Genomic DNA, 18,424 nt, shown 5'->3' with positions numbered 1-18,424 from the left:
CTTAAACGCTTGACTTATAAATGGGGGCCTTGCGGCGGATTTCAAGCCTGCTCGTCAATCGAAGGCGAAACCGGCGCAGGCGCCTTGCTGACCACGACCATTGCCGGGCGCAGCAAGCGACCATTGAGCTGATAGCCCTTCTGGAACACCTTCAGAACGCTGTTCGGTTCGACATCGGCGCTCTCCTGCATGGCCATCGCCTGATGTTGAACGGCGTTGAACGGTTCGCCATGGGGATCGATCGCTTCAAGCTGATAACGCTTGAGGGTGTCCTGGAACATTTTCAGGGTCAGCTCGATGCCTTCGCGCATCGGACGGATGCTTTCGTCGTCCGGGCTGGACAATTCCAGGCCGCGCTCCAGGCTGTCGACGATCGGCAGCAGGTCGCTGGCGAATTTTTCCAGCGCGAACTTGTGAGCCTTCTCCACATCCTGCTCGGCGCGACGGCGGACGTTCTGCAGATCGGCGGCTACACGCAAAGCCTGATCCTGAGCGCCTGCCAGTTGCTCTTCGAGCACTTGTACACGAGCCGCCAGGTCTTCACCCGAAGCCTCGGGCGCCTGGTTGGCGTCTGGGTTTTGCGTATCCACTGTCTGTTCGTCAGCCATAGATTTCTCCTTTCAATTTCGTCCGCGAGCTCAACTCGCGCTTCTGCCCAGCTATATGGGGCCGCAAAATCCGGCTTCAAGGGGGTTAATGTGATTAACCCTACAAAAAGCTCTGCATTGGCATTCCCGGACGCACTGAGGATTTCGTCGGATCAAGCGAAAGGAGCTAAGCGAGGGCATTGTCAGCCGGAAACAAAACACTGTATAAATAACCAGACCTAACACCTGGGAGCGACCCATATGCTGGTGCACCTGTCCGTACACAACTACGCCATCGTTGAACATCTCGATCTCGAACTCGATCGCGGGATGAGCGTGATCACCGGGGAAACCGGCGCGGGCAAGTCGATCATGCTCGACGCGCTGGGCCTTACCCTGGGTGATCGCGCCGACAGCGGCGTGGTTCGCCCCGGCACCGACAAGGCCGACATCCTGGCCACCTTCGATCTGGCCGACATTCCGGAAGCCAGCGCCTGGCTGGCCGAACGCGACCTCGAAAACGACGGCCCGTGCATCCTGCGCCGGGTAATCACATCCGAAGGACGCTCGCGCGGCTACATCAATGGCACGCCCTGCCCGCTTGGCGATCTCAAGGCGCTGGGCGAGCTGCTGATCGACATTCACAGCCAGCACGAACACCAATCCCTGCTCAAGACCGACACCCATCGCCGCTTGCTCGACGAGTACGCCGGAGCCACGGACCTTGCCCGCCAGGTGCAGCTTGCCGCACAGCGCTGGCGCCAGACTCGCCAGGAGCTGGATCGCCTCTCCAACTCCGGCGACGAACAACGCGCCCGCCACCAATTGCTCAGCTACCAGCTCGAAGAGCTGGAAAACCTCGGCCTCGGCGACAACGAACTGGAACAGCTTGAACAAGAGCACAAGAACCTGACCAACGCCGAGACCTTGCTGGGTATTTGCCGGCAAGTCGTCGAACAGTGCAGCGAAAGTGATTCCGGCAATGTGCTGAACGCACTCACTGCCAGCCTCAACCGATTGTCCAGTGTGAACAACTCGATCGGTGCACTCGGCGAGGCCAGCAGTCTGCTGACCAGCGCGCAGATCCAGGTAGAAGAGGCCGTGGGCGAACTGAACCGCTTTCTCGACAACTTCGACGCCGATCCGGCACGCCTTCAATACCTCGAAGAGCGGCTCGATGCGATCTATACAATGGCCCGCAAGCACCGCATCCAGCCGACCGAAGTCGCTGAGATGCAACAGAGGCTGCTCGATGAAATCGAAACCCTGAATGCCAACGACGAATCCATCGAGCGCCTGAGCGACGAACTTTCCTCCTACGCTCGCCATTATCAGGAGAAAGCCCGAGAGCTGAGCGATTTGCGTCATCAAGCCTCAAATAGCCTGGCCAGCGCCGTGGAACAGGAGATTCAGCGCCTGGGCATGCCGGGTGGGCGCTTCACCATCGAACTGCGTCCAAACAGTAGCGACGAACTGCTGCCTAACGGACTTGAGCAGGTTGAACTGCTGGTCAGCGCCAACCCGGGCCAACCATTGAAAGCTTTGGCAAAAGTCGCATCCGGGGGCGAACTGTCGCGGATCAGTCTGGCGATCCAGGTCATCACCGCGCAGACATCTCGTGTTCCCACCCTGGTGTTCGACGAAGTGGATGTTGGTATCGGTGGTCCGACCGCGGAAATCGTCGGCCAGTTGCTGCGCAGGCTCGGGGAGCGCGGGCAGGTACTGACCGTCACCCACTTGCCACAAGTGGCAGCGCAAGGTCATCAGCATCTATTTGTGCACAAGGTACGCGGCGAAGATGCCACCCGCACCGCCGTTTCCAGACTGAGCAAAAACGACCGCGTCGAAGAAGTCGCACGGATGCTGGGGGGCATCGACCTCACCAAGGAGTCCCTGGCTCACGCCAGGAAAATGGTGGTCACCGCAAAAGCTTGAATAAAGGCAGAAAGCACGAAGGCGACCCTGGGGTCGCCTTCGCTCGTTTCGCGAACTGATGCCCGCGCGACATGCTTACTTTTTCTTGCGCACGTATAGCACCAAGTTGTGATCCACCAAATCGAAGCCGTGTTTCTCGACAATCGCCTTCTGAAGCTTCTCGATTTCCGGATCAAAGAACTCGATTACCTCACCGTCATCGACACAGACCATATGGTCGTGATGCTTGCCGTCGTCCAGCTCGAAGACCGCATGGCCTCCATCGAAGTTGTGTCGCACCACCAGACCAGCGGCCTCGAACTGAGTCAGAACACGGTAAACCGTGGCCAGACCGACATCCTCACCAGCCTCCATCAGCGCCTTGTAGACATCCTCGGCACTCATGTGCCGCTTCTCGGCGGAATCGAGCATTTGCAGAATTTTGACCCGTGGCAGGGTCACTTTGAGGCCGGCTTTGCGTAGTTCGCTATTTTCAACCATGGTCAGCTTTCTCGCGATGCTGCTTCGCAGCTTCTCTTAATACGGGTATGATCGGCGTTTACGTTGTCCCAGCCAAGATAGTGGAAGTCGCCCACCGATGCAAAACACCAAGCTCTTGCTAACCAGTTTCACCCTTGTGGGACTGCTCGCACTCGCCGGTTGTTCATTCCCCGGGGTTTACAAAATCGACATCCAGCAGGGCAATGTCGTCACGCAGGACATGATAGACCAGTTACGCCCGGGAATGACCCGCAAGCAAGTACGGTTTATCATGGGCAACCCTCTGCTGACCGACACATTCCATGCCGATCGCTGGGATTATCTGTATAGCCTGCAACCCGGTGGCGGTGAACGCCAACAGGAACGCATCAGCGTTATCTTCAACCCAAATGATCAGCTTGTCAGCCTCTCCGGTGATTTCATGCCAGGCGTGAGCCGTGACGAAGCCATTCTCGGCAAGGACAGCGGCACGACAGTGGCTACCCCGGTAGAAAACGTCGAGAAGCCAAAGCCGGAAAAACCGGTCAAGCCAGGTTCGTTGCTGGATCAGATCCAGAAGGACGTCGACGGTGTAGAAACCGCTCCAGTCCCGACACCTGAACCGCTGGACACCTCGCCGCAGTAATTGGCGAATTAAAAAACCCGGCATGTCCGGGTTTTTTAATGCCTGGCGTTCAAGCCACTCACTGATTCCGGGCTTTGGCCTCGGCAGCTTTTGCCGCGCGCAGTCGGCGCACCTCTTTCGGATCAGCCAACAGTGGTCGGTAAATCTCGATACGATCCCCCACCTGAACTGCCCGACGCTCTGGATCGGCCACAACCTTGCCAAAGATACCCACCGGGCAGGCGGCAAGATCCAGCTCAGGAAACTCTGCCCCTACACCAGACTTGAGCACGGCCGCCCGAACCGTAGTGCCGACCGGCACCGCGAGTGAAAGCAGTACCTGCCTGTCCACAGCGGCGTACACCACTTCGATATCGATCACGACTTCAACCATGAATCTGCTTGGCGCGCTGACAGAACGCATCCACCAGGGTATTGGCGGCCTGATTGAACAATGGCCCCAGGGTGGCACGAACCAGCGGCCCGGCATAATCAAACGACAGATCAAGACTGATTTTGCAGGCTTTCTCGCCCAGCGGTTTGAACACCCACACGCCATGCAACTGATTGAACGGGCCTTCCTCGAGGTTCATTTCGATCGACTGACCGGGAACCAGGGTGTTACGCGTCACGAAATGCTGACTGAGCCCCCCCTTCGCCACTCCGACGCTCGCTCGCATGTGCTCAGGGGAGCTTTCCAGGACTTCTGCCGATGAACACCATGGCAGAAACTCCGGATAGCGCGCTACGTCGTTGACCAGGTCATACAGCGCCTGTGCCGGGTACGGCAGCAAGGCCGAACGTGAAATGTGTGTCGTCATGTCAGCGTCACTTCCACAGCTGGGCGGCAAACACTACGAGAATGCCGATGGGCGCCACATAGCGCATCAAGAACAAGGAAAGACCAAACAGCGCAGGGTTACGGATCGACAACTCGTCGCGCACCGCTTCACGCCCCATGATCCAGCCCGCAAACACCACGAAACACAAACCGCCAAGCGGCAACATGAGTCGCGAGGTGAAGAAATCGATCACGCCAAAGAAGTCGAGACCACCGGTTGCTCCCCATTGGTAGAGGTGGAACATCCCGCCTTCGCTCACGAAGAACTTGGCCTCCTTCCAGATATTGAAGGAGAACACCGTGCCCAGACCGACAAACCAGCAACTGAAAGCCAGCCAGAAGGTGACCCATGCACGACTCACCTTAGTGCGCTCGACCAGGTAGGCCACCATCGGTTCAAGCAGGGAAATCGCCGAACTCCAGGCTGCGACCGCCACCAGCACGAAGAACACTACGCCCATCAATTGCCCGAACGCCACGTTACCGAAGGCAAACGGCAGGCTGACGAACATCAGCCCCGGCCCTTCGCTCGGATTCAGGCCCGCCGCGAAAACAATCGGAAACAATGCCAGGCCGGCCACCAGGGAAACGAAAGTATCGAGCAGCGCCACGCCGACGACCGTCCCTGAAATCGACGAACTCTTCGGCATGTAGGCGCCGTAGATCATGATCGAGCCGACGCCCACGCTCAGGGAAAAGAACGCATGGCCCATCGCAGGCAACAAGCCGTCCAGAACCTTTTCCGGGTGGAAGTCGAACATGAAATGTACGCCTTCCATGAAATGCCCGGTGGTCATGCTGTAGCCAAGCAACACCAGGATCATCACGAACAACAACGGCATCATGATGCGCAAACTGCGCTCCAGCCCGGCAACTACGCCCTTGGCGATCACTACCGCTGACAACAGCATGAAAATCGTGTGCCAAAGTGTCAGCCGCCAGGGATCTGCGATCACATTGCCGAAGTAAGCCCCCACCTGATCCGGGGTCACTCCCTGGAAGTCGCCACGCCCCATGTCGATGATGTAATCCAGCGACCAGCCGCCGACAACGCTATAGAAAGACAGGATCAACAACGCCGTGATCATCCCGGCAAATGCTCCCCAGGACCATTTCGTCGAGTGCCCCGCCTCGACCGCCAGCGTCTTCAAGGCATTGGCCGGGCTCTGCCGGGCACGCCGGCCGATCAGGGTTTCGGCCAGCATGACCGGTACGCCAATCAGCGCGATGCAGGCCAGAAACATCAGCACGAAGGCGCCGCCGCCATAGACGCCGACCATGTACGGGAATTTCCAGATACTACCCAGCCCCACGGCCGAACCGGTCGCGGCGAGTATGAAGACCCAGCGGCTAGCCCAACTGCCGTGGACAGAAACCTTGTCTGTCGACATCGTTATCACGCCCAAGCGTTCAAAAAAGAGGCCGCATTGTCCGGGATTCAATCAACCTGCTCAAGCATGTAGCAACACCGTAGCCGACTCGCGTGCAACTCCCTATAATGCCGCCCCTATGGCTAAACAGAAGAAACACCCAACAGGGACCATCGCGCAAAATAAAAAGGCGCGACACGATTACTTCATCGAACATCGGTTCGAGGCTGGTCTGGTCCTGGCCGGCTGGGAAGTAAAAAGTCTGCGGGCAAGCAAGCTGCAGCTGGTTGACAGTTACGTGCTGCTCAAGGATGGCGAAGCCTGGCTGCTCGGCAGCCACATTACGCCCCTGACGACCGCCAGTACCCACGTCATCGCCGACCCGGTGCGCACCCGTAAATTGCTGCTCAATCGGCGCGAGCTGGAAAAGCTGGCCGCGGCCGTGCAGCAAAAGGGTTACGCCTGCGTGTGCCTGTCCTGGTACTGGAGCAAGCACATGGTCAAGTGCGAGATCGCGCTGGGCAAGGGCAAGAAGGAATACGACAAGCGCGATACCGAGCGCGAACGCGACGCCGGTCGCGAGTTGCAGCGCGCGGTGCGCAACAAGGGCAAGGAAGACTGATTCTCCTGTCCTGACGCGACTTTGTGGCGAGGGAGCTTGCTCCCGCTGGGGTGCGAAGCGCCCCTCGCTTGACGGCGTCCTTCACTATTTCTGCTGACGACTGCTGCGCAGCCGAACGGGAGCAAGCTCCCTTGCCACAGTAAGAGCTCCCTCGCCACGATCAAGCTTTCGCCTCACATCCCCTTGCGCCGCTCCGCCCGGGCCATGCGCTGCACTTCCTGACGCACTTCTTCCAGCACCTCCTGCACATACAAAATGTGTCGACTGGAAACTTCCCGTGCCTGCTCCGCCCGCCCCTCGATAATCGCCTGATACAACTCCCGGTGCTGCGCGATCAACATGTCGCGGGTTTCAGTGCGCTGCTTGTACATGCCACCGATGTTCGTCACCACGTTGCGCTTGAGCAGATCGAACAGCCCGCGAATGGTGTGCAACAACACGGCATTGTGGCTGGCCTCGGCGATCGCCAGGTGAAACTTGGCGTCCGCGGCCCCCTCTTCGGCACGACTCACCTCTTCGTGACGGCAATAGCAGTCCTGCAATTCGTTGAACGCCGCGGTCAGCCGCTCGCGATCCACATCCGTGGCACGCAGCGCCGCGTAATAGGCGCATGACGCTTCCAGCGTATGGCGAAACTCCAGCAGATCGCGCTGCGCCTCAGGATTGCTTTCCAGCAGATGCAACAAGGGATCACTGAAGGTGCTACCCAGCGATTCCACCACGTAGTTGCCGCCGCCCTGGCGACTGACCAGCAGGCCCTTGGCGGTCAGCTTCTGAATGGCTTCGCGCAAAGAAGGGCGTGACACACCAAATTGTTCGGCCAACGCACGCTCGGCCGGCAAGCGCTCACCGGCCTTCAGCGTGCCCTCGAGGATCATGCCCTCAAGCTGCTCGACAATATCGTCAGACAAACGGCGCTGACGAATCTGATCAAACCCCATAACTCGATTACTCCACGATCCGACAGCTCGCCGGGGCTCTATTCTGGCCTATCGGCGCCGCGCCAGCACCTGCCATAGCGCATTTGGTCATACCAGGCAGACGACCTGCACGCTTCGCATTCGACAAAAGTTTTAGGGCGGCAAATTGACACACCGCCTACAAGGCTTTTACCCTAGCCAACAGCGATTGTAAATTGGTCTTACCAATTATCCAAGAACGCTGATCAGTGCCTGACCAACAACAATTAGGGGCCACCCCATATGCAAACCTGGCAACAGCTCTATACCCCGCTCGGCAGCCTCGGCCTGTCCGCACTCGCCGCCGTCATCCCCATCGTGTTTTTCTTCCTGGCTTTGGCCGTGTTCCGCCTCAAAGGGCATGTGGCCGGCAGCATCACCCTGGCTTTGTCGATCCTGGTGGCGATCTTCGCTTTCCAGATGCCGGTCGATATGGCGTTCGCCGCCGCCGGGTATGGCTTCGCTTATGGCCTGTGGCCGATTGCCTGGATCATTGTGGCAGCGGTATTCCTCTACAAACTGACGGTCAAGAGTGGCCAGTTTGAAGTCATCCGCAGTTCGGTCCTGTCGATCACCGATGACCAGCGCCTGCAGGTCCTGCTGATCGGCTTCTGCTTCGGTGCCTTCCTCGAAGGTGCGGCCGGCTTCGGCGCACCGGTGGCGATTACCGCAGCCCTGCTGGTAGGTCTTGGCTTCAACCCGTTGTACGCCGCCGGCTTGTGCCTGATCGCCAACACCGCGCCGGTGGCCTTCGGCGCTTTGGGCATTCCGATCATTGTGGCCGGGCAAGTGACCGGCATCGACGCTTTCAAGATCGGCGCCATGACCGGTCGCCAACTGCCGCTGCTGTCGATGTTCGTGCCGTTCTGGCTGGTGTTCATGATGGATGGCCTGCGCGGCGTGCGGGAAACCTGGCCGGCTGCATTGGTGGCAGGTGCGAGCTTCGCCGTTACCCAATACTTCACCTCGAACTTCATTGGCCCGGAACTGCCGGACATCACCTCGGCCCTGGCCAGCCTGATTTCCCTGACCCTGTTCCTGAAAGTCTGGCAACCGAAACGCGCCGCCGGCCAACATATCGTCGGCGCCGTCTCGGCCTCCGTGGTGAGCGCCAGCGTTGGTGGTTTCGGCCAGAAGCGCACAACCGTGGCTTCGCCTTACAGCCTTGGGGAAATCTTCAAGGCCTGGTCGCCGTTCCTGATCCTGACCGTACTGGTCACCATCTGGACCCTGAAGCCGTTCAAGGCGATGTTCGCCGCCGGCGGTTCGATGTACAGCTTCGTATTCAACTTCGCCATCCCGCACCTGGACCAGATGGTGATCAAGGTCGCACCGATCGTGGCCGCGCCCACCGCCCTTCCGGCAGTGTTCAAGCTGGACCCGATTTCCGCCACCGGCACGGCGATTTTCTTCTCGGCACTGATCTCCATGCTGGTCCTGAAGGTCAATCTCAAAACTGGTCTGACCACTTTGAGAGAGACCTTCTACGAACTGCGCTGGCCGATCCTGTCCATCGGCATGGTGCTGGCGTTTGCCTTCGTCACCAACTACTCGGGCATGTCCTCGACCATGGCTCTGGTACTGGCGGCGACGGGTGCAGCGTTCCCGTTCTTCTCGCCGTTCCTCGGCTGGCTGGGTGTGTTCCTCACCGGTTCCGATACTTCGTCCAACGCCCTGTTCAGCTCGCTGCAAGCGACCACCGCACACCAGATCGGTGTCAACGACACCCTGCTGGTGGCGGCGAACACCAGCGGCGGCGTGACCGGTAAAATGATTTCGCCACAATCGATCGCCGTGGCCTGTGCCGCGACCGGCCTGGTGGGCAAGGAATCGGATCTGTTCCGCTTCACCCTCAAGCACAGCCTATTCTTTGCAACGATTGTCGGCTTGATCACGTTGGCCCAGGCCTACTGGTTCACCGGCATGCTGGTGCACTAAGGACTACAGGCAACACGATAAAAACCGACGCTGGGCCACGCCCCCGGCGTCCGCTATTCACACCCCGGTCTGTAAGGCTGCTGAAAGCTTGCCGCTCTATATTCAGCAGCCTCGACAGACGAATAACCGGGACCACCCGGAGACCGCCTGATGAGCGAGCTTTTTTACAACGCCGTGCCGAATGCGACCCGTGTCGCCCCGCCACTGCCCGAGCCTCGGCAATACCCCAGCGAGAAACCGTCGCGGGTCTACCTGTTCGGGACCTGCGTGGTTGACTTGTTCTACCCGCAAGCCGGGATGGACGCGATCCACCTGCTGGAGCGCGAAGGCATTCGTGTCGATTACCCGCAAGGGCAAAGCTGCTGCGGCCAACCGGCCTACACCTCGGGTTACACCGAACAGGCACGGACCGTGGCGCGCTCGCAACTGGCGCTGTTTGCCGGCGACTATCCGGTGGTGGTGCCGTCAGGTTCTTGCGCGGGCATGCTGCGCGAACATTACGCCGACTTGTTCAAGGACGAGCCGGAGACGTTGAAACAGGTTCAGGCCCTGGCGGCCAGAACCTACGAGTTGGCCGAGTTCCTGTTGTTTGTCTGCAAGGTGCAGCTCAAGGACAGCGGCGAGCCCGTAAAAGTGGCGCTGCACACCTCGTGCTCGGCACGCCGCGAGATGAACACCCACCTGCACGGCCGCGAATTATTGGCGCAGTTGAGCAACGTGGAACGGGTCGACCACGACCACGAAAGCGAATGCTGTGGCTTCGGCGGGACATTCAGCGTCCGTATGCCAGACATTTCCGGCGCGATGGTGGCTGACAAGACCCGGGCGTTGAAGGAATCCGGCGCGCACAAGGTATTGAGTGCCGACTGCGGCTGCTTGATGAACATCAACGGCTCGCTGGAAAAACAGCAGGAAGCGTTGCGCGGTCAGCATCTGGCCAGCTTCCTCTGGCAGCGTACCGGAGGTGCCCGATGAGCACTTCCGCGATTATTCCTACGGTTGCCGTAGAAGAAGATTTCCGCACCCGCGCCCACAAGGCGCTGGGTGACGCGCAATTGCGAAACAACTTTCGCAAGGCGATGGATTCACTGATGAGCAAACGGGCAGCGGCGTTCAGCGATGCCCACGAAAGAGAACACTTGCGCGCACTGGGCAATGCAATCCGTGCCCGCGCGCTCTCCAAGTTGCCCGAGCTGCTCGAGCAACTGGAACAGAACCTGACCCGCAACGGTGTGACAGTGCACTGGGCGGAAACGGTGGACGAGGCCAATGGCATCGTCCTCTCGATCATCCGCGCTCACGAGGGGCGGCAAGTGATCAAGGGCAAATCGATGGTCAGCGAAGAGATGGAGATGAACCATTTCCTCGCTGATCGGGGCATTGAATGCCTGGAATCGGACATGGGCGAGTACATCGTCCAGCTCGACCACGAGAAGCCTTCACACATAATCATGCCGGCAATCCACAAGAATGCCGGTCAGGTCGCGTCCTTGTTCCACGACAAACTTGGCGTGGAATACACCAAGGACGTTGACCAACTCATTCAGATCGGCCGCAGAGTCCTGCGGCAGAAATTCTTCGAAGCGGACATCGGCGTCTCCGGTGTCAACTTCGCCGTGGCCGAAACCGGCACCCTGCTGCTGGTGGAAAACGAAGGCAACGGCCGCATGACCACCACTGTGCCGCCTGTGCACATCGCCGTCACCGGTATCGAAAAGGTCGTGGAAAACCTGCGCGATGTGGTGCCACTGCTGTCGCTGCTGACCCGCTCGGCCCTGGGCATTCCGATCACCACTTACGTCAACATGATCTCCGGCCCGCGCAAGGAGCATGAACTCGACGGCCCGCAGGAAGTGCACCTGGTACTGCTCGACAATGGCCGCAGCCAGGCCTTTGCCGACAGCGAACTGCGCCAGACCCTGAACTGCATTCGTTGTGGCGCCTGCATGAATCATTGCCCGGTCTACACCCGAATCGGCGGTCATGCCTATGGGGAGGTTTACCCCGGCCCTATCGGAAAAATCGTCACCCCGCACATGGTCGGCCTGGCGAAAGTCCCGGATCACCCGAGCGCCTCGTCGCTGTGCGGCGCCTGCGGTGAAGTCTGCCCGGTGAAAATCCCGATCCCTGCTTTGCTGCGGCGCCTGCGCGAAGAAAACGTCAAGGCTCCCGACAGCCCCCATCAAGTGATGCGTGGTCAGGGCAGCAAGTATTCGCGCAAGGAGCGGTTCATCTGGAATGCCTGGGCGAAGCTCAACAGCTCGCCGACGTTGTATCGCCTGTTCGGATTCTTCGCCACCCGTTTGCGCGCCCTCACACCGAGCAATGTCGGCCCGTGGACGCAAAACCACAGCGCCCCCAAACCCGCCGCCCGCTCACTGCATGACATGGCCCGCGAGCATTTGGCCAAACAGGGAGACCGTCGATGAGCGCCAAGCAAAATATCCTCGCCAAACTGCGTAAAAGCCTGACAGGTACCACGCCAGTGGCCGACAACTTCGATGTCGATCTGGTGACCCAGCCTTACACCTACGCGCCTGAACAGCGCATTGCGCAACTGCGCAAATTGATGGAAGCGGTGCACACGGAAATCCATCTGACGTCCGGCCAGGAATGGCCAGCTCTACTCGCACAATTGCTGCGCGATCGCCAGTTGCCGAGTCTACTGATCGCGCCGACGACACCCCACGGTCAACGGATCACACAACACTGGGCGAACAATCCTGACCTGCCAATGCTCAAGGCCTACGACCGCCCGGTTGAAGAATGGAAGGCCGAGCTGTTCAACGACACCCCGGCCAGCCTGACCGGCACCCTCGGTGCCATCGCGGCAACCGGCAGCCTGATTATCTGGCCGACCCGGGAAGAGCCGCGCTTGATGAGCCTCGCGCCACCGGTGCATTTCGCCCTGCTCAAGGCCAGCGAAATCCGCGATAACTTCTATCAGGTGCAACAGGAGTTCGAATGGGCCCAAGGCATGCCGACCAATGCGTTGCTGGTGTCCGGCCCGTCGAAGACTGCCGACATCGAGCAAGTGCTGGCGTACGGCGCCCACGGACCGAAAGACCTGGTGGTGCTGATCCTGGAGGACCAATGAGTCTACCGGCCGCTTTCCTGCGTGATGCACAGCAACTGATTCCTCAAGAGCGACGCTTCGACGACCCGCTGTCGACCCTGGCCTTCGGTACCGATGCCAGTTTCTATCGGTTGATCCCGCAACTGGTGATCCGTGTCGAATCCGAAGAAGAAGTGGTGGCGCTACTGAAACTGGCACAGCGCGATCAAGTCCCGGTGACTTTTCGTGCAGCCGGCACCAGCCTCTCTGGTCAAGCCATCAGCGATTCGGTTTTGATCGTGCTTGGGGACAACTGGAACGCGCGCGAGATTCGCGGGCAAGGCACACAGATTCGCCTGCAACCGGGCGTGATCGGCGCCCAGGCCAACGCCTGGCTGGCGCCTTTCGGACGCAAGATCGGCCCGGACCCGGCCTCGATCAACGCCTGCAAGATCGGCGGTATCGTCGCCAACAATGCCAGCGGCATGTGCTGCGGCACGGCGCAAAATACCTATCACACCCTGGCGGGCATTCGCCTGGTGCTGGCCGACGGCAGCCGTCTCGACACCGAGGATGCCGCAAGCGTCACAGCGTTTCGCCAAAGCCACGCCGCGTTGCTGGAGCGCTTGGCGACCCTGGGTCGCGAGACTCGCGCCAACTCCGAGCTGGCTGCGAGAATTCGCCACAAATACCGTCTGAAAAATACCACCGGCCTGTCGCTCAATGCCCTGGTGGATTTCGACGAGCCTGTGGATATCTTGAGCCACTTGCTGGTGGGCTCCGAGGGCACGCTCGGGTTCATCAGTGCCGTGACCTACGACACCGTGATCGACCACCCGAACAAAGCCTCGGCCCTGATTGTGTTCCCGGATGTCGAGACCTGCTGTAACGCGGTCACAGAGTTGAAAACCCAACCGGTGTCGGCCGTGGAACTGCTGGACCGGCGCAGCCTGCGTTCAGTGCAGAACAAACCCGGCATGCCGCCTTTCGTACAACACCTATCGAACAATGCCTGCGCCTTGCTGATCGAATCCCGCGCCGCGTCGTCCACCTTGCTGCACGAACAACTGGCGCAGATCATGGCGTCGCTGAAGACGTTCCCCGTGGAAAAGCAGGTCGACTTCACTGAAGACCCGCAGGAAAACGCCCGTCTCTGGGCCATCCGCAAAGACACCTTCCCGGCCGTCGGTGCGGTACGCAAGACCGGCACCACGGTGATCATCGAAGACGTCACCTTCCCGGTCGAACAACTGGCCATCGGCGTTAACCGCCTGATCGAACTGTTCGACAAACATCACTATGACGAAGCGATCCTTTTCGGACACGCGCTGGAAGGCAATCTGCATTTTGTCTTCACCCAGGGCTTCAACAACGCAGAAGAAGTCGCCCGCTATCAGGCGTTCATGGACGACGTGGCGCAACTGGTGGCGGTGGAATTTGGCGGGTCGCTGAAAGCCGAACACGGCACCGGGCGCAACATGGCGCCGTTCGTTGAGCTGGAATGGGGCAGCGATGCCTACCAGTTGATGTGGCAGCTCAAGCGCCTGCTCGACCCCAACGGCATTCTCAACCCGGACGTGGTGCTCAGCGAAGACCCACAGATCCACCTCAAGCACCTCAAACCCTTGCCGGCCGCCGACGAGATTGTGGACAAGTGCATCGAATGCGGCTTCTGCGAACCGGTCTGCCCATCGAAAGGCCTGACCCTGAGCCCGCGCCAGCGCATCGTGATCTGGCGCGACATTCAGGCGAAGAAACGCGCGGGCATCGATACCGCCGAACTCGAAGCCGCGTACGAATATCAGGGCATCGATACCTGCGCCGCCACCGGCCTGTGCGCACAACGTTGCCCTGTAGGCATCAATACCGGCGAGCTGGTGAAAAAGCTGCGTAGGCGGAAGGCGACGCATACGAAAACCGCCAACTGGCTTGAAGGAAATTTCGCCACGGCACTGCAAGGTGCGCGCTTCACTCTGCATGTGGCCAATGGCGCGCGCCTGTTGTTGGGAGCGCCGCGTCTGGCAAAACTTTCCGCAGCCGTCAGCAAGCTGTCCAAGGGGAAAGTCCCGCTGTGGACCGATGCCATGCCCCAGCCTGAACGGCCGATCCGCTTCAGCCCGACGATCAACGATGAGCGCCCGCGCGTGGTGTACCTCGCCGCCTGCGTTTCAAGGGCCATGGGGCCGGCGGCGGGCGACACGGAACAAATGTCGCTGCACGACAAGACCCGAGGCCTGCTGGAAAAGGCCGGCTACCAGGTGGTATTCCCGGACAACCTGGACAGCTTGTGCTGCGGTCAGCCATTCGCCTCAAAAGGCTACGCCGAGCAAGCCGAGCACAAACGCCAGGAACTGATCGGCGCCCTGCTCCACGCCAGCCGTGGCGGGCTCGATCCGATCTACTGCGACACCAGCCCCTGCACCTTGCGCCTGGTTCAAGACCTCGGCGAGGTCCGTCTGGACTTGTACGACCCGGTACGTTTCATCCGCACGCACCTGATGGATCGCCTGGATTTCACGCCTCAGGAGGCACCAATCGCCGTGCACGTAACCTGCAGCACTCAGCACCTTGGCGAAAGTCAGGCGCTGATCGATCTGGCGCGCAAATGCAGCAAAAACGTGGTCATTCCCGAAGGCATTCACTGCTGCGGCTTCGCCGGCGACAAGGGTTTCACCACGCCGGAGTTGAACGCCCATTCGCTGCGCACGCTCAAGGACGCGGTACAACAATGCAGCGAGGGAATATCGACCAGCCGCACCTGTGAGATCGGTCTGACGCAACATGGCAGTATTGACTACCACGGACTAGTCTATCTCGTGGACCGCGTTACCCAGGCTAGGGTGCCCTGATAGCAGGATCTACAGGAAGGTGCATAGAGCTGCATTCCTTAACGCTACTTGCCGGAATCGACAGCTCTACAGTAGACAAACAGAACCCTGACGTGCCGCCGCAGTTCACTGATCAAGCCCCGTTAATGCGGGACTTTCCCAACACTCGGTAGTCCGATTTGATGGCCAGCAAAGCCTGGCCTTTCAGTCCAAGGAGATACACATGAATCGTTCTGTGCTTTTAGGTTTTTTCGTTGTTGCTTCCATGATGGCTTCCACTTCGTTTGCGGCCGAAAAAGACCAATGCGCGCTCAACCTGCAAACCATCGCAAACGGTAAGGCACAGATTCCCGGGGAAATGCTTGACCAGGTGGATGCCTCCGTCAAGAAAGCCAAAGCCGACCAGGCAAAAGGCACCAAGGCAGGTATTGATGATTGCATCGCCGAGACCAACCAAACCATCATGAGCCTGCAGGACGCGCACAAAGGCGCGAAGTAACTCAGTTCAAGGTTCAACCTTCGGGAGGGCCTTGTCGGCGTACATCAACAACGGAGTACTGGCAGCCGGGAGTTCAAAACCCGGCTGCGTCTGATACGAAGCAAACCAAAACCCGCCAGTTGCGGGTTTTGTTGCATCTGGGGTCTGGAAATGTGTAACCGCCCGCATCACTGGACAAAGCTCGACACATTTTCTGAAAAAACCGAATTCTTGCGTTGAATCGTAGTCTTTGAGGTAAGCCCGCATCAGATCGACGCTGATTTTTCCGGCTCGGCCTGGCCGTCCACTCATACGGCAGCACCGAGACTATCTGTTCAAGGAGATACCCATGAAACGCACCACACTCGCTGGCCTGTTCATTGCTGCTGCCATGCTGGCCTCTCCTGTATTTGCTGCGGACAACAACCTGTGTACGAGCAAGCTGCAAGAGCTAAAAGGCAAAGTGAATGCGCTGCCGGCGACCGCCACAAACACCTCAATGGAAATCAAAAGACTGATGTCCAGCGCCGAAGCCTCACAAGCCTCCGGAGACGACAAAAAATGCGTCACCGAGGCCACCCAGGCATTGGCACTCGCTGACAAACAGAGCAACGAACCAAACCCATGATCTGTGGTGGTCAACCTTCGGGTTGGCCTTCCGGGGCGTGATGACGTACACTGTACATGCCTGCTGCTCACTTGATTCAACGAGCATCAGGCTCGGGGCCGTTTAGGATTCGACGCCGGTTGCGAAACTTTAGGTGCATGCCGAGTTGGTAACAGAACTCGTAAATCCACTGTTGCAACTACTTATAGTTGCCAATGACGAAAACTACGGCCAGGAATTCGCTCTCGCTGCGTAAGCAGCCTTAGCCCTGAGCTTCTGGTACCTTCGGGTCCAGCAATCACCAGGGGATGTCTGTAAACCCAAAGTGATTGTCATATAGAACAGAATCGCCGTGCAGTACGTTGTGGACGAAGCGGCTAAAACTTACACAACTCGCCCAAAGCACCCTGCCCGTCGGGTCGCTGAGGGTTAACTTAATAGACACGGCTACGCATGTAGTACCGACAGCGGAGTACTGGCGGACGGGGGTTCAAATCCCCCCGGCTCCACCACTTCATCATCTAAAGACGTCCACGGACGTCTTTTTTTGTGCCTGAAATCCAGTGAAATCAAGGGTTTCAGCGCTACTGGGCTCCATAGATCGTTTTTGAGTTCCAGCCGATTTGGTATTCCCAGTGGTATTCCCGGCTACCCAGCGCTAATCTTGGGAATACCAAAAGGTGACATGGAGTACTTCTCATGTGCGCTCAAACCGCCCGCCTCTCGGACCGTCAGCTCAAGGCTGTCAAACCCAAAGACAAGGACTACGTCCTCACCGATGGTGACGGGCTTCAGCTGCGAGTCAGGGTCAATCGCTCGATGCAGTGGAATTTCAACTACAGGCATCCAGTAACGAAGAACCGAATCAACATGGCACTCGGTAGCTATCCCGAGCTTTCTCTTGCACAAGCCAGAAAGAAAGCGGTTGAGGCCCGAGAGCTGTTGGCGCAAGGCATCGACCCCAAAGCTCAACGCAACGAGCTGGTGCAAGCCAAACGAGCGGAGACAGAACACACGTTCGAGAACGTGGCCACGGCCTGGTTCGAACTGAAGAAAGATTCCGTCACACCGGCATATGCCGAGGACATCTGGCGCTCACTTACACTGCATATTTTTCCGAGCATGAAATCGACACCCCTCTCGGAAGTCAGCGCCCCGATGGTCATCAAGCTCCTACGCCCAATCGAAGCCAAAGGCAGTCTCGAGACAGTGAAGCGGTTGAGCCAACGGCTCAACGAGATCATGACTTACGGTGTGAACTCCGGGCTGATTTTCGCTAACCCTCTCAGTGGCATTCGGGCGGTATTCAAGAAGCCCAAGAAAGAGAACATGGCCGCGCTACGACCCGATGAGCTTTCCGAGCTCATGGTGGAAATCGCGAACGCCAGCATCAAGCGGATCACCCGCTGCCTGATCGAATGGCAACTGCACACCATGACCCGTCCTGCCGAAGCGGCTACCACCCGATGGGCAGACATCGACTTCGACAAACGCATCTGGACCATTCCGCCGGAGCGCATGAAGAAGCGTCGTCCACACACCATCCCGCTGACCGAACAGGCACTCGCCTTACTGGAGACGCTCAAGCCCCACAGCGGCCACAGGGAATACGTGTTCCCGGCAGATAGGAATCCTCGCACCCACGCCAACAGCCAGACTGCCAACATGGCGTTGAAACGCATGGGCTTCCAGGACCGCTTGGTCAGCCACGGCATGCGCTCCATGGCCAGCACCATCCTGAACGAGCATGGGTGGGATCCGGAGCTAATCGAAGTCGCGCTGGCGCATGTCGACAAGGACGAAGTCCGAAGCGCTTACAACCGAGCGGACTACATCGAACGCCGGCGTCCGATGATGGCTTGGTGGAGTGAGCACATCCAGAAAGCGGCCACTGGCAACCTGTCGGTATCTGCGATCAATCAAACCAGGGACCACAACGTCGTGCCGATACGGTGAGCGCTCACCGGACGCCGCCAGTAACCGAGAATGACTCCCCAGATGGAGTGATGGTTGATTTGGCGACAGCGGCGACACCGGCGACAACCCGCGTAATACCTGGTTTGCAGCATGGCGACAGAAGTGGCGACTGTCGCCGTTGCAAGCCTCCCTCTTGGGGCTTT

At 59.0% G+C, this 18,424-nt stretch carries 17 protein-coding genes and 1 other RNA gene; 12 read left to right on the top strand and 6 right to left on the bottom strand.

Translation table 11 applies throughout. The annotated features are described in order from the left end of the window. Positions 1–41: 41 nt before the first annotated feature. Positions 42–608 carry a nucleotide exchange factor GrpE gene (gene grpE / locus KGA81_RS12630; protein WP_108218134.1) on the bottom strand — a complete coding sequence of 189 codons (567 nt, stop codon included), beginning with the start codon at positions 606–608 and terminating at the stop codon, positions 42–44. 240 nt (positions 609–848) lie between these two features. Between grpE and recN the strand changes: the two genes are divergently transcribed. Next, a complete protein-coding gene (recN, locus tag KGA81_RS12625) occupies positions 849–2,522 on the top strand; it encodes a DNA repair protein RecN (protein ID WP_223546209.1) in 1,674 nt (557 codons plus the stop codon). 75 nt (positions 2,523–2,597) lie between these two features. Here the strand turns inward: recN and fur are convergent, their stop codons facing one another. Continuing rightward, positions 2,598–3,002 (bottom strand): ferric iron uptake transcriptional regulator, encoded by a 405-nt coding sequence (fur, locus tag KGA81_RS12620; protein WP_223546207.1) that lies wholly within the window; start codon positions 3,000–3,002, stop codon positions 2,598–2,600. 97 nt (positions 3,003–3,099) lie between these two features. Between fur and KGA81_RS12615 the strand changes: the two genes are divergently transcribed. Further along, positions 3,100–3,627, top strand: coding sequence for an outer membrane protein assembly factor BamE (locus KGA81_RS12615; RefSeq protein ID WP_223546197.1), 528 nt, complete (start codon positions 3,100–3,102; stop codon positions 3,625–3,627). Positions 3,628–3,685: 58 nt separating this feature from the next. Here the strand turns inward: KGA81_RS12615 and KGA81_RS12610 are convergent, their stop codons facing one another. The 3 genes from KGA81_RS12610 to KGA81_RS12600 are packed head-to-tail and all read right to left on the bottom strand — an operon-like array spanning position 3,686 to position 5,838. Further along, positions 3,686–4,000 carry an RnfH family protein gene (locus tag KGA81_RS12610; protein WP_223546195.1) on the bottom strand — a complete coding sequence of 105 codons (315 nt, stop codon included), beginning with the start codon at positions 3,998–4,000 and terminating at the stop codon, positions 3,686–3,688. Next, positions 3,993–4,427: a type II toxin-antitoxin system RatA family toxin gene (locus tag KGA81_RS12605; protein WP_103394085.1), complete on the bottom strand. Its 435-nt coding sequence runs from the start codon at positions 4,425–4,427 to the stop codon at positions 3,993–3,995. The genes KGA81_RS12610 and KGA81_RS12605 overlap by 8 nt, the downstream gene beginning before the upstream one ends. A gap of 7 nt (positions 4,428–4,434) precedes the next feature. Continuing rightward, on the bottom strand, positions 4,435–5,838 hold the full coding sequence (locus KGA81_RS12600; RefSeq protein ID WP_223546193.1) for a sodium-dependent transporter: 1,404 nt from the start codon (positions 5,836–5,838) through the stop codon (positions 4,435–4,437). 118 nt (positions 5,839–5,956) lie between these two features. Here KGA81_RS12600 and smpB point away from each other — a divergent pair, with 118 nt between their 5' ends. Next, complete coding sequence (smpB, locus tag KGA81_RS12595) at positions 5,957–6,439, top strand: SsrA-binding protein SmpB (protein ID WP_008057382.1); 483 nt, start codon at positions 5,957–5,959, stop codon at positions 6,437–6,439. A gap of 173 nt (positions 6,440–6,612) precedes the next feature. On the opposite strand, the gene KGA81_RS12590 is transcribed toward smpB, so the two are convergent. Continuing rightward, positions 6,613–7,380 carry a GntR family transcriptional regulator gene (locus KGA81_RS12590; RefSeq protein WP_223546191.1) on the bottom strand — a complete coding sequence of 256 codons (768 nt, stop codon included), beginning with the start codon at positions 7,378–7,380 and terminating at the stop codon, positions 6,613–6,615. Positions 7,381–7,641: 261 nt separating this feature from the next. Here KGA81_RS12590 and KGA81_RS12585 point away from each other — a divergent pair, with 261 nt between their 5' ends. The 9 genes from KGA81_RS12585 (at position 7,642) to KGA81_RS12545 (ending at position 18,260) form a co-directional block, all read left to right on the top strand. Continuing rightward, positions 7,642–9,336 carry a lactate permease LctP family transporter gene (locus KGA81_RS12585; protein ID WP_223546189.1) on the top strand — a complete coding sequence of 565 codons (1,695 nt, stop codon included), beginning with the start codon at positions 7,642–7,644 and terminating at the stop codon, positions 9,334–9,336. 150 nt (positions 9,337–9,486) lie between these two features. Then, a complete protein-coding gene (locus KGA81_RS12580; RefSeq protein ID WP_223546187.1) occupies positions 9,487–10,311 on the top strand; it encodes a (Fe-S)-binding protein in 825 nt (274 codons plus the stop codon). After that, positions 10,308–11,765, top strand: a complete 1,458-nt coding sequence (locus tag KGA81_RS12575; RefSeq protein WP_223546185.1) for a LutB/LldF family L-lactate oxidation iron-sulfur protein — start codon at positions 10,308–10,310, stop codon at positions 11,763–11,765. The genes KGA81_RS12580 and KGA81_RS12575 overlap by 4 nt, the downstream gene beginning before the upstream one ends. Further along, complete coding sequence (locus tag KGA81_RS12570; RefSeq protein ID WP_223546183.1) at positions 11,762–12,433, top strand: lactate utilization protein C; 672 nt, start codon at positions 11,762–11,764, stop codon at positions 12,431–12,433. Before KGA81_RS12575 ends, KGA81_RS12570 begins: the two co-directional genes overlap by 4 nt. Continuing rightward, positions 12,430–15,240 carry an FAD-binding and (Fe-S)-binding domain-containing protein gene (locus KGA81_RS12565; RefSeq protein ID WP_223546181.1) on the top strand — a complete coding sequence of 937 codons (2,811 nt, stop codon included), beginning with the start codon at positions 12,430–12,432 and terminating at the stop codon, positions 15,238–15,240. Before KGA81_RS12570 ends, KGA81_RS12565 begins: the two co-directional genes overlap by 4 nt. Before the next feature lie 202 nt (positions 15,241–15,442). Next, positions 15,443–15,718, top strand: coding sequence for a hypothetical protein (locus KGA81_RS12560; RefSeq protein WP_223546179.1), 276 nt, complete (start codon positions 15,443–15,445; stop codon positions 15,716–15,718). 328 nt (positions 15,719–16,046) lie between these two features. Further along, entirely contained in the window at positions 16,047–16,325 is a 279-nt protein-coding gene (locus KGA81_RS12555; protein WP_223546176.1) for a hypothetical protein, read from the top strand. Between the two features lie 94 nt (positions 16,326–16,419). Beyond that, positions 16,420–16,816, top strand: a transfer-messenger RNA (tmRNA) gene (gene ssrA, locus KGA81_RS12550). A gap of 187 nt (positions 16,817–17,003) precedes the next feature. Beyond that, positions 17,004–18,260, top strand: a complete 1,257-nt coding sequence (locus tag KGA81_RS12545; RefSeq protein WP_223546174.1) for an integrase domain-containing protein — start codon at positions 17,004–17,006, stop codon at positions 18,258–18,260. Positions 18,261–18,424: the final 164 nt, after the last annotated feature.

This window comes from Pseudomonas sp. A-B-19, from assembly GCF_019947515.1.
GTDB lineage: Bacteria > Pseudomonadota > Gammaproteobacteria > Pseudomonadales > Pseudomonadaceae > Aquipseudomonas.
The sequence above is the reverse complement of the archived record's forward strand: the minus strand, read 5'-3'. Positions and strand labels throughout refer to the sequence as shown.

Bases quoted from the DNA above. Each gene is read 5' to 3' on its own strand.
- recN (WP_223546209.1), top strand. From the start codon at position 849: ATGCTGGTGCACCTGTCCGTACACAACTACGCCATCGTTGAACATCTC.
- KGA81_RS12605 (WP_103394085.1), bottom strand. From the start codon at position 4,427: ATGACGACACACATTTCACGTTCGGCCTTGCTGCCGTACCCGGCACAG.
- KGA81_RS12585 (WP_223546189.1), top strand. From the start codon at position 7,642: ATGCAAACCTGGCAACAGCTCTATACCCCGCTCGGCAGCCTCGGCCTG.
- KGA81_RS12615 (WP_223546197.1), top strand. From the start codon at position 3,100: ATGCAAAACACCAAGCTCTTGCTAACCAGTTTCACCCTTGTGGGACTG.
- smpB (WP_008057382.1), top strand. From the start codon at position 5,957: ATGGCTAAACAGAAGAAACACCCAACAGGGACCATCGCGCAAAATAAA.
- fur (WP_223546207.1), bottom strand. From the start codon at position 3,002: ATGGTTGAAAATAGCGAACTACGCAAAGCCGGCCTCAAAGTGACCCTG.
- KGA81_RS12575 (WP_223546185.1), top strand. From the start codon at position 10,308: ATGAGCACTTCCGCGATTATTCCTACGGTTGCCGTAGAAGAAGATTTC.
- KGA81_RS12590 (WP_223546191.1), bottom strand. From the start codon at position 7,380: ATGGGGTTTGATCAGATTCGTCAGCGCCGTTTGTCTGACGATATTGTC.
- KGA81_RS12580 (WP_223546187.1), top strand. From the start codon at position 9,487: ATGAGCGAGCTTTTTTACAACGCCGTGCCGAATGCGACCCGTGTCGCC.
- KGA81_RS12570 (WP_223546183.1), top strand. From the start codon at position 11,762: ATGAGCGCCAAGCAAAATATCCTCGCCAAACTGCGTAAAAGCCTGACA.
- KGA81_RS12600 (WP_223546193.1), bottom strand. From the start codon at position 5,838: ATGTCGACAGACAAGGTTTCTGTCCACGGCAGTTGGGCTAGCCGCTGG.
- KGA81_RS12545 (WP_223546174.1), top strand. From the start codon at position 17,004: ATGTGCGCTCAAACCGCCCGCCTCTCGGACCGTCAGCTCAAGGCTGTC.
- grpE (WP_108218134.1), bottom strand. From the start codon at position 608: ATGGCTGACGAACAGACAGTGGATACGCAAAACCCAGACGCCAACCAG.
- KGA81_RS12560 (WP_223546179.1), top strand. From the start codon at position 15,443: ATGAATCGTTCTGTGCTTTTAGGTTTTTTCGTTGTTGCTTCCATGATG.
- KGA81_RS12610 (WP_223546195.1), bottom strand. From the start codon at position 4,000: ATGGTTGAAGTCGTGATCGATATCGAAGTGGTGTACGCCGCTGTGGAC.
- KGA81_RS12565 (WP_223546181.1), top strand. From the start codon at position 12,430: ATGAGTCTACCGGCCGCTTTCCTGCGTGATGCACAGCAACTGATTCCT.
- KGA81_RS12555 (WP_223546176.1), top strand. From the start codon at position 16,047: ATGAAACGCACCACACTCGCTGGCCTGTTCATTGCTGCTGCCATGCTG.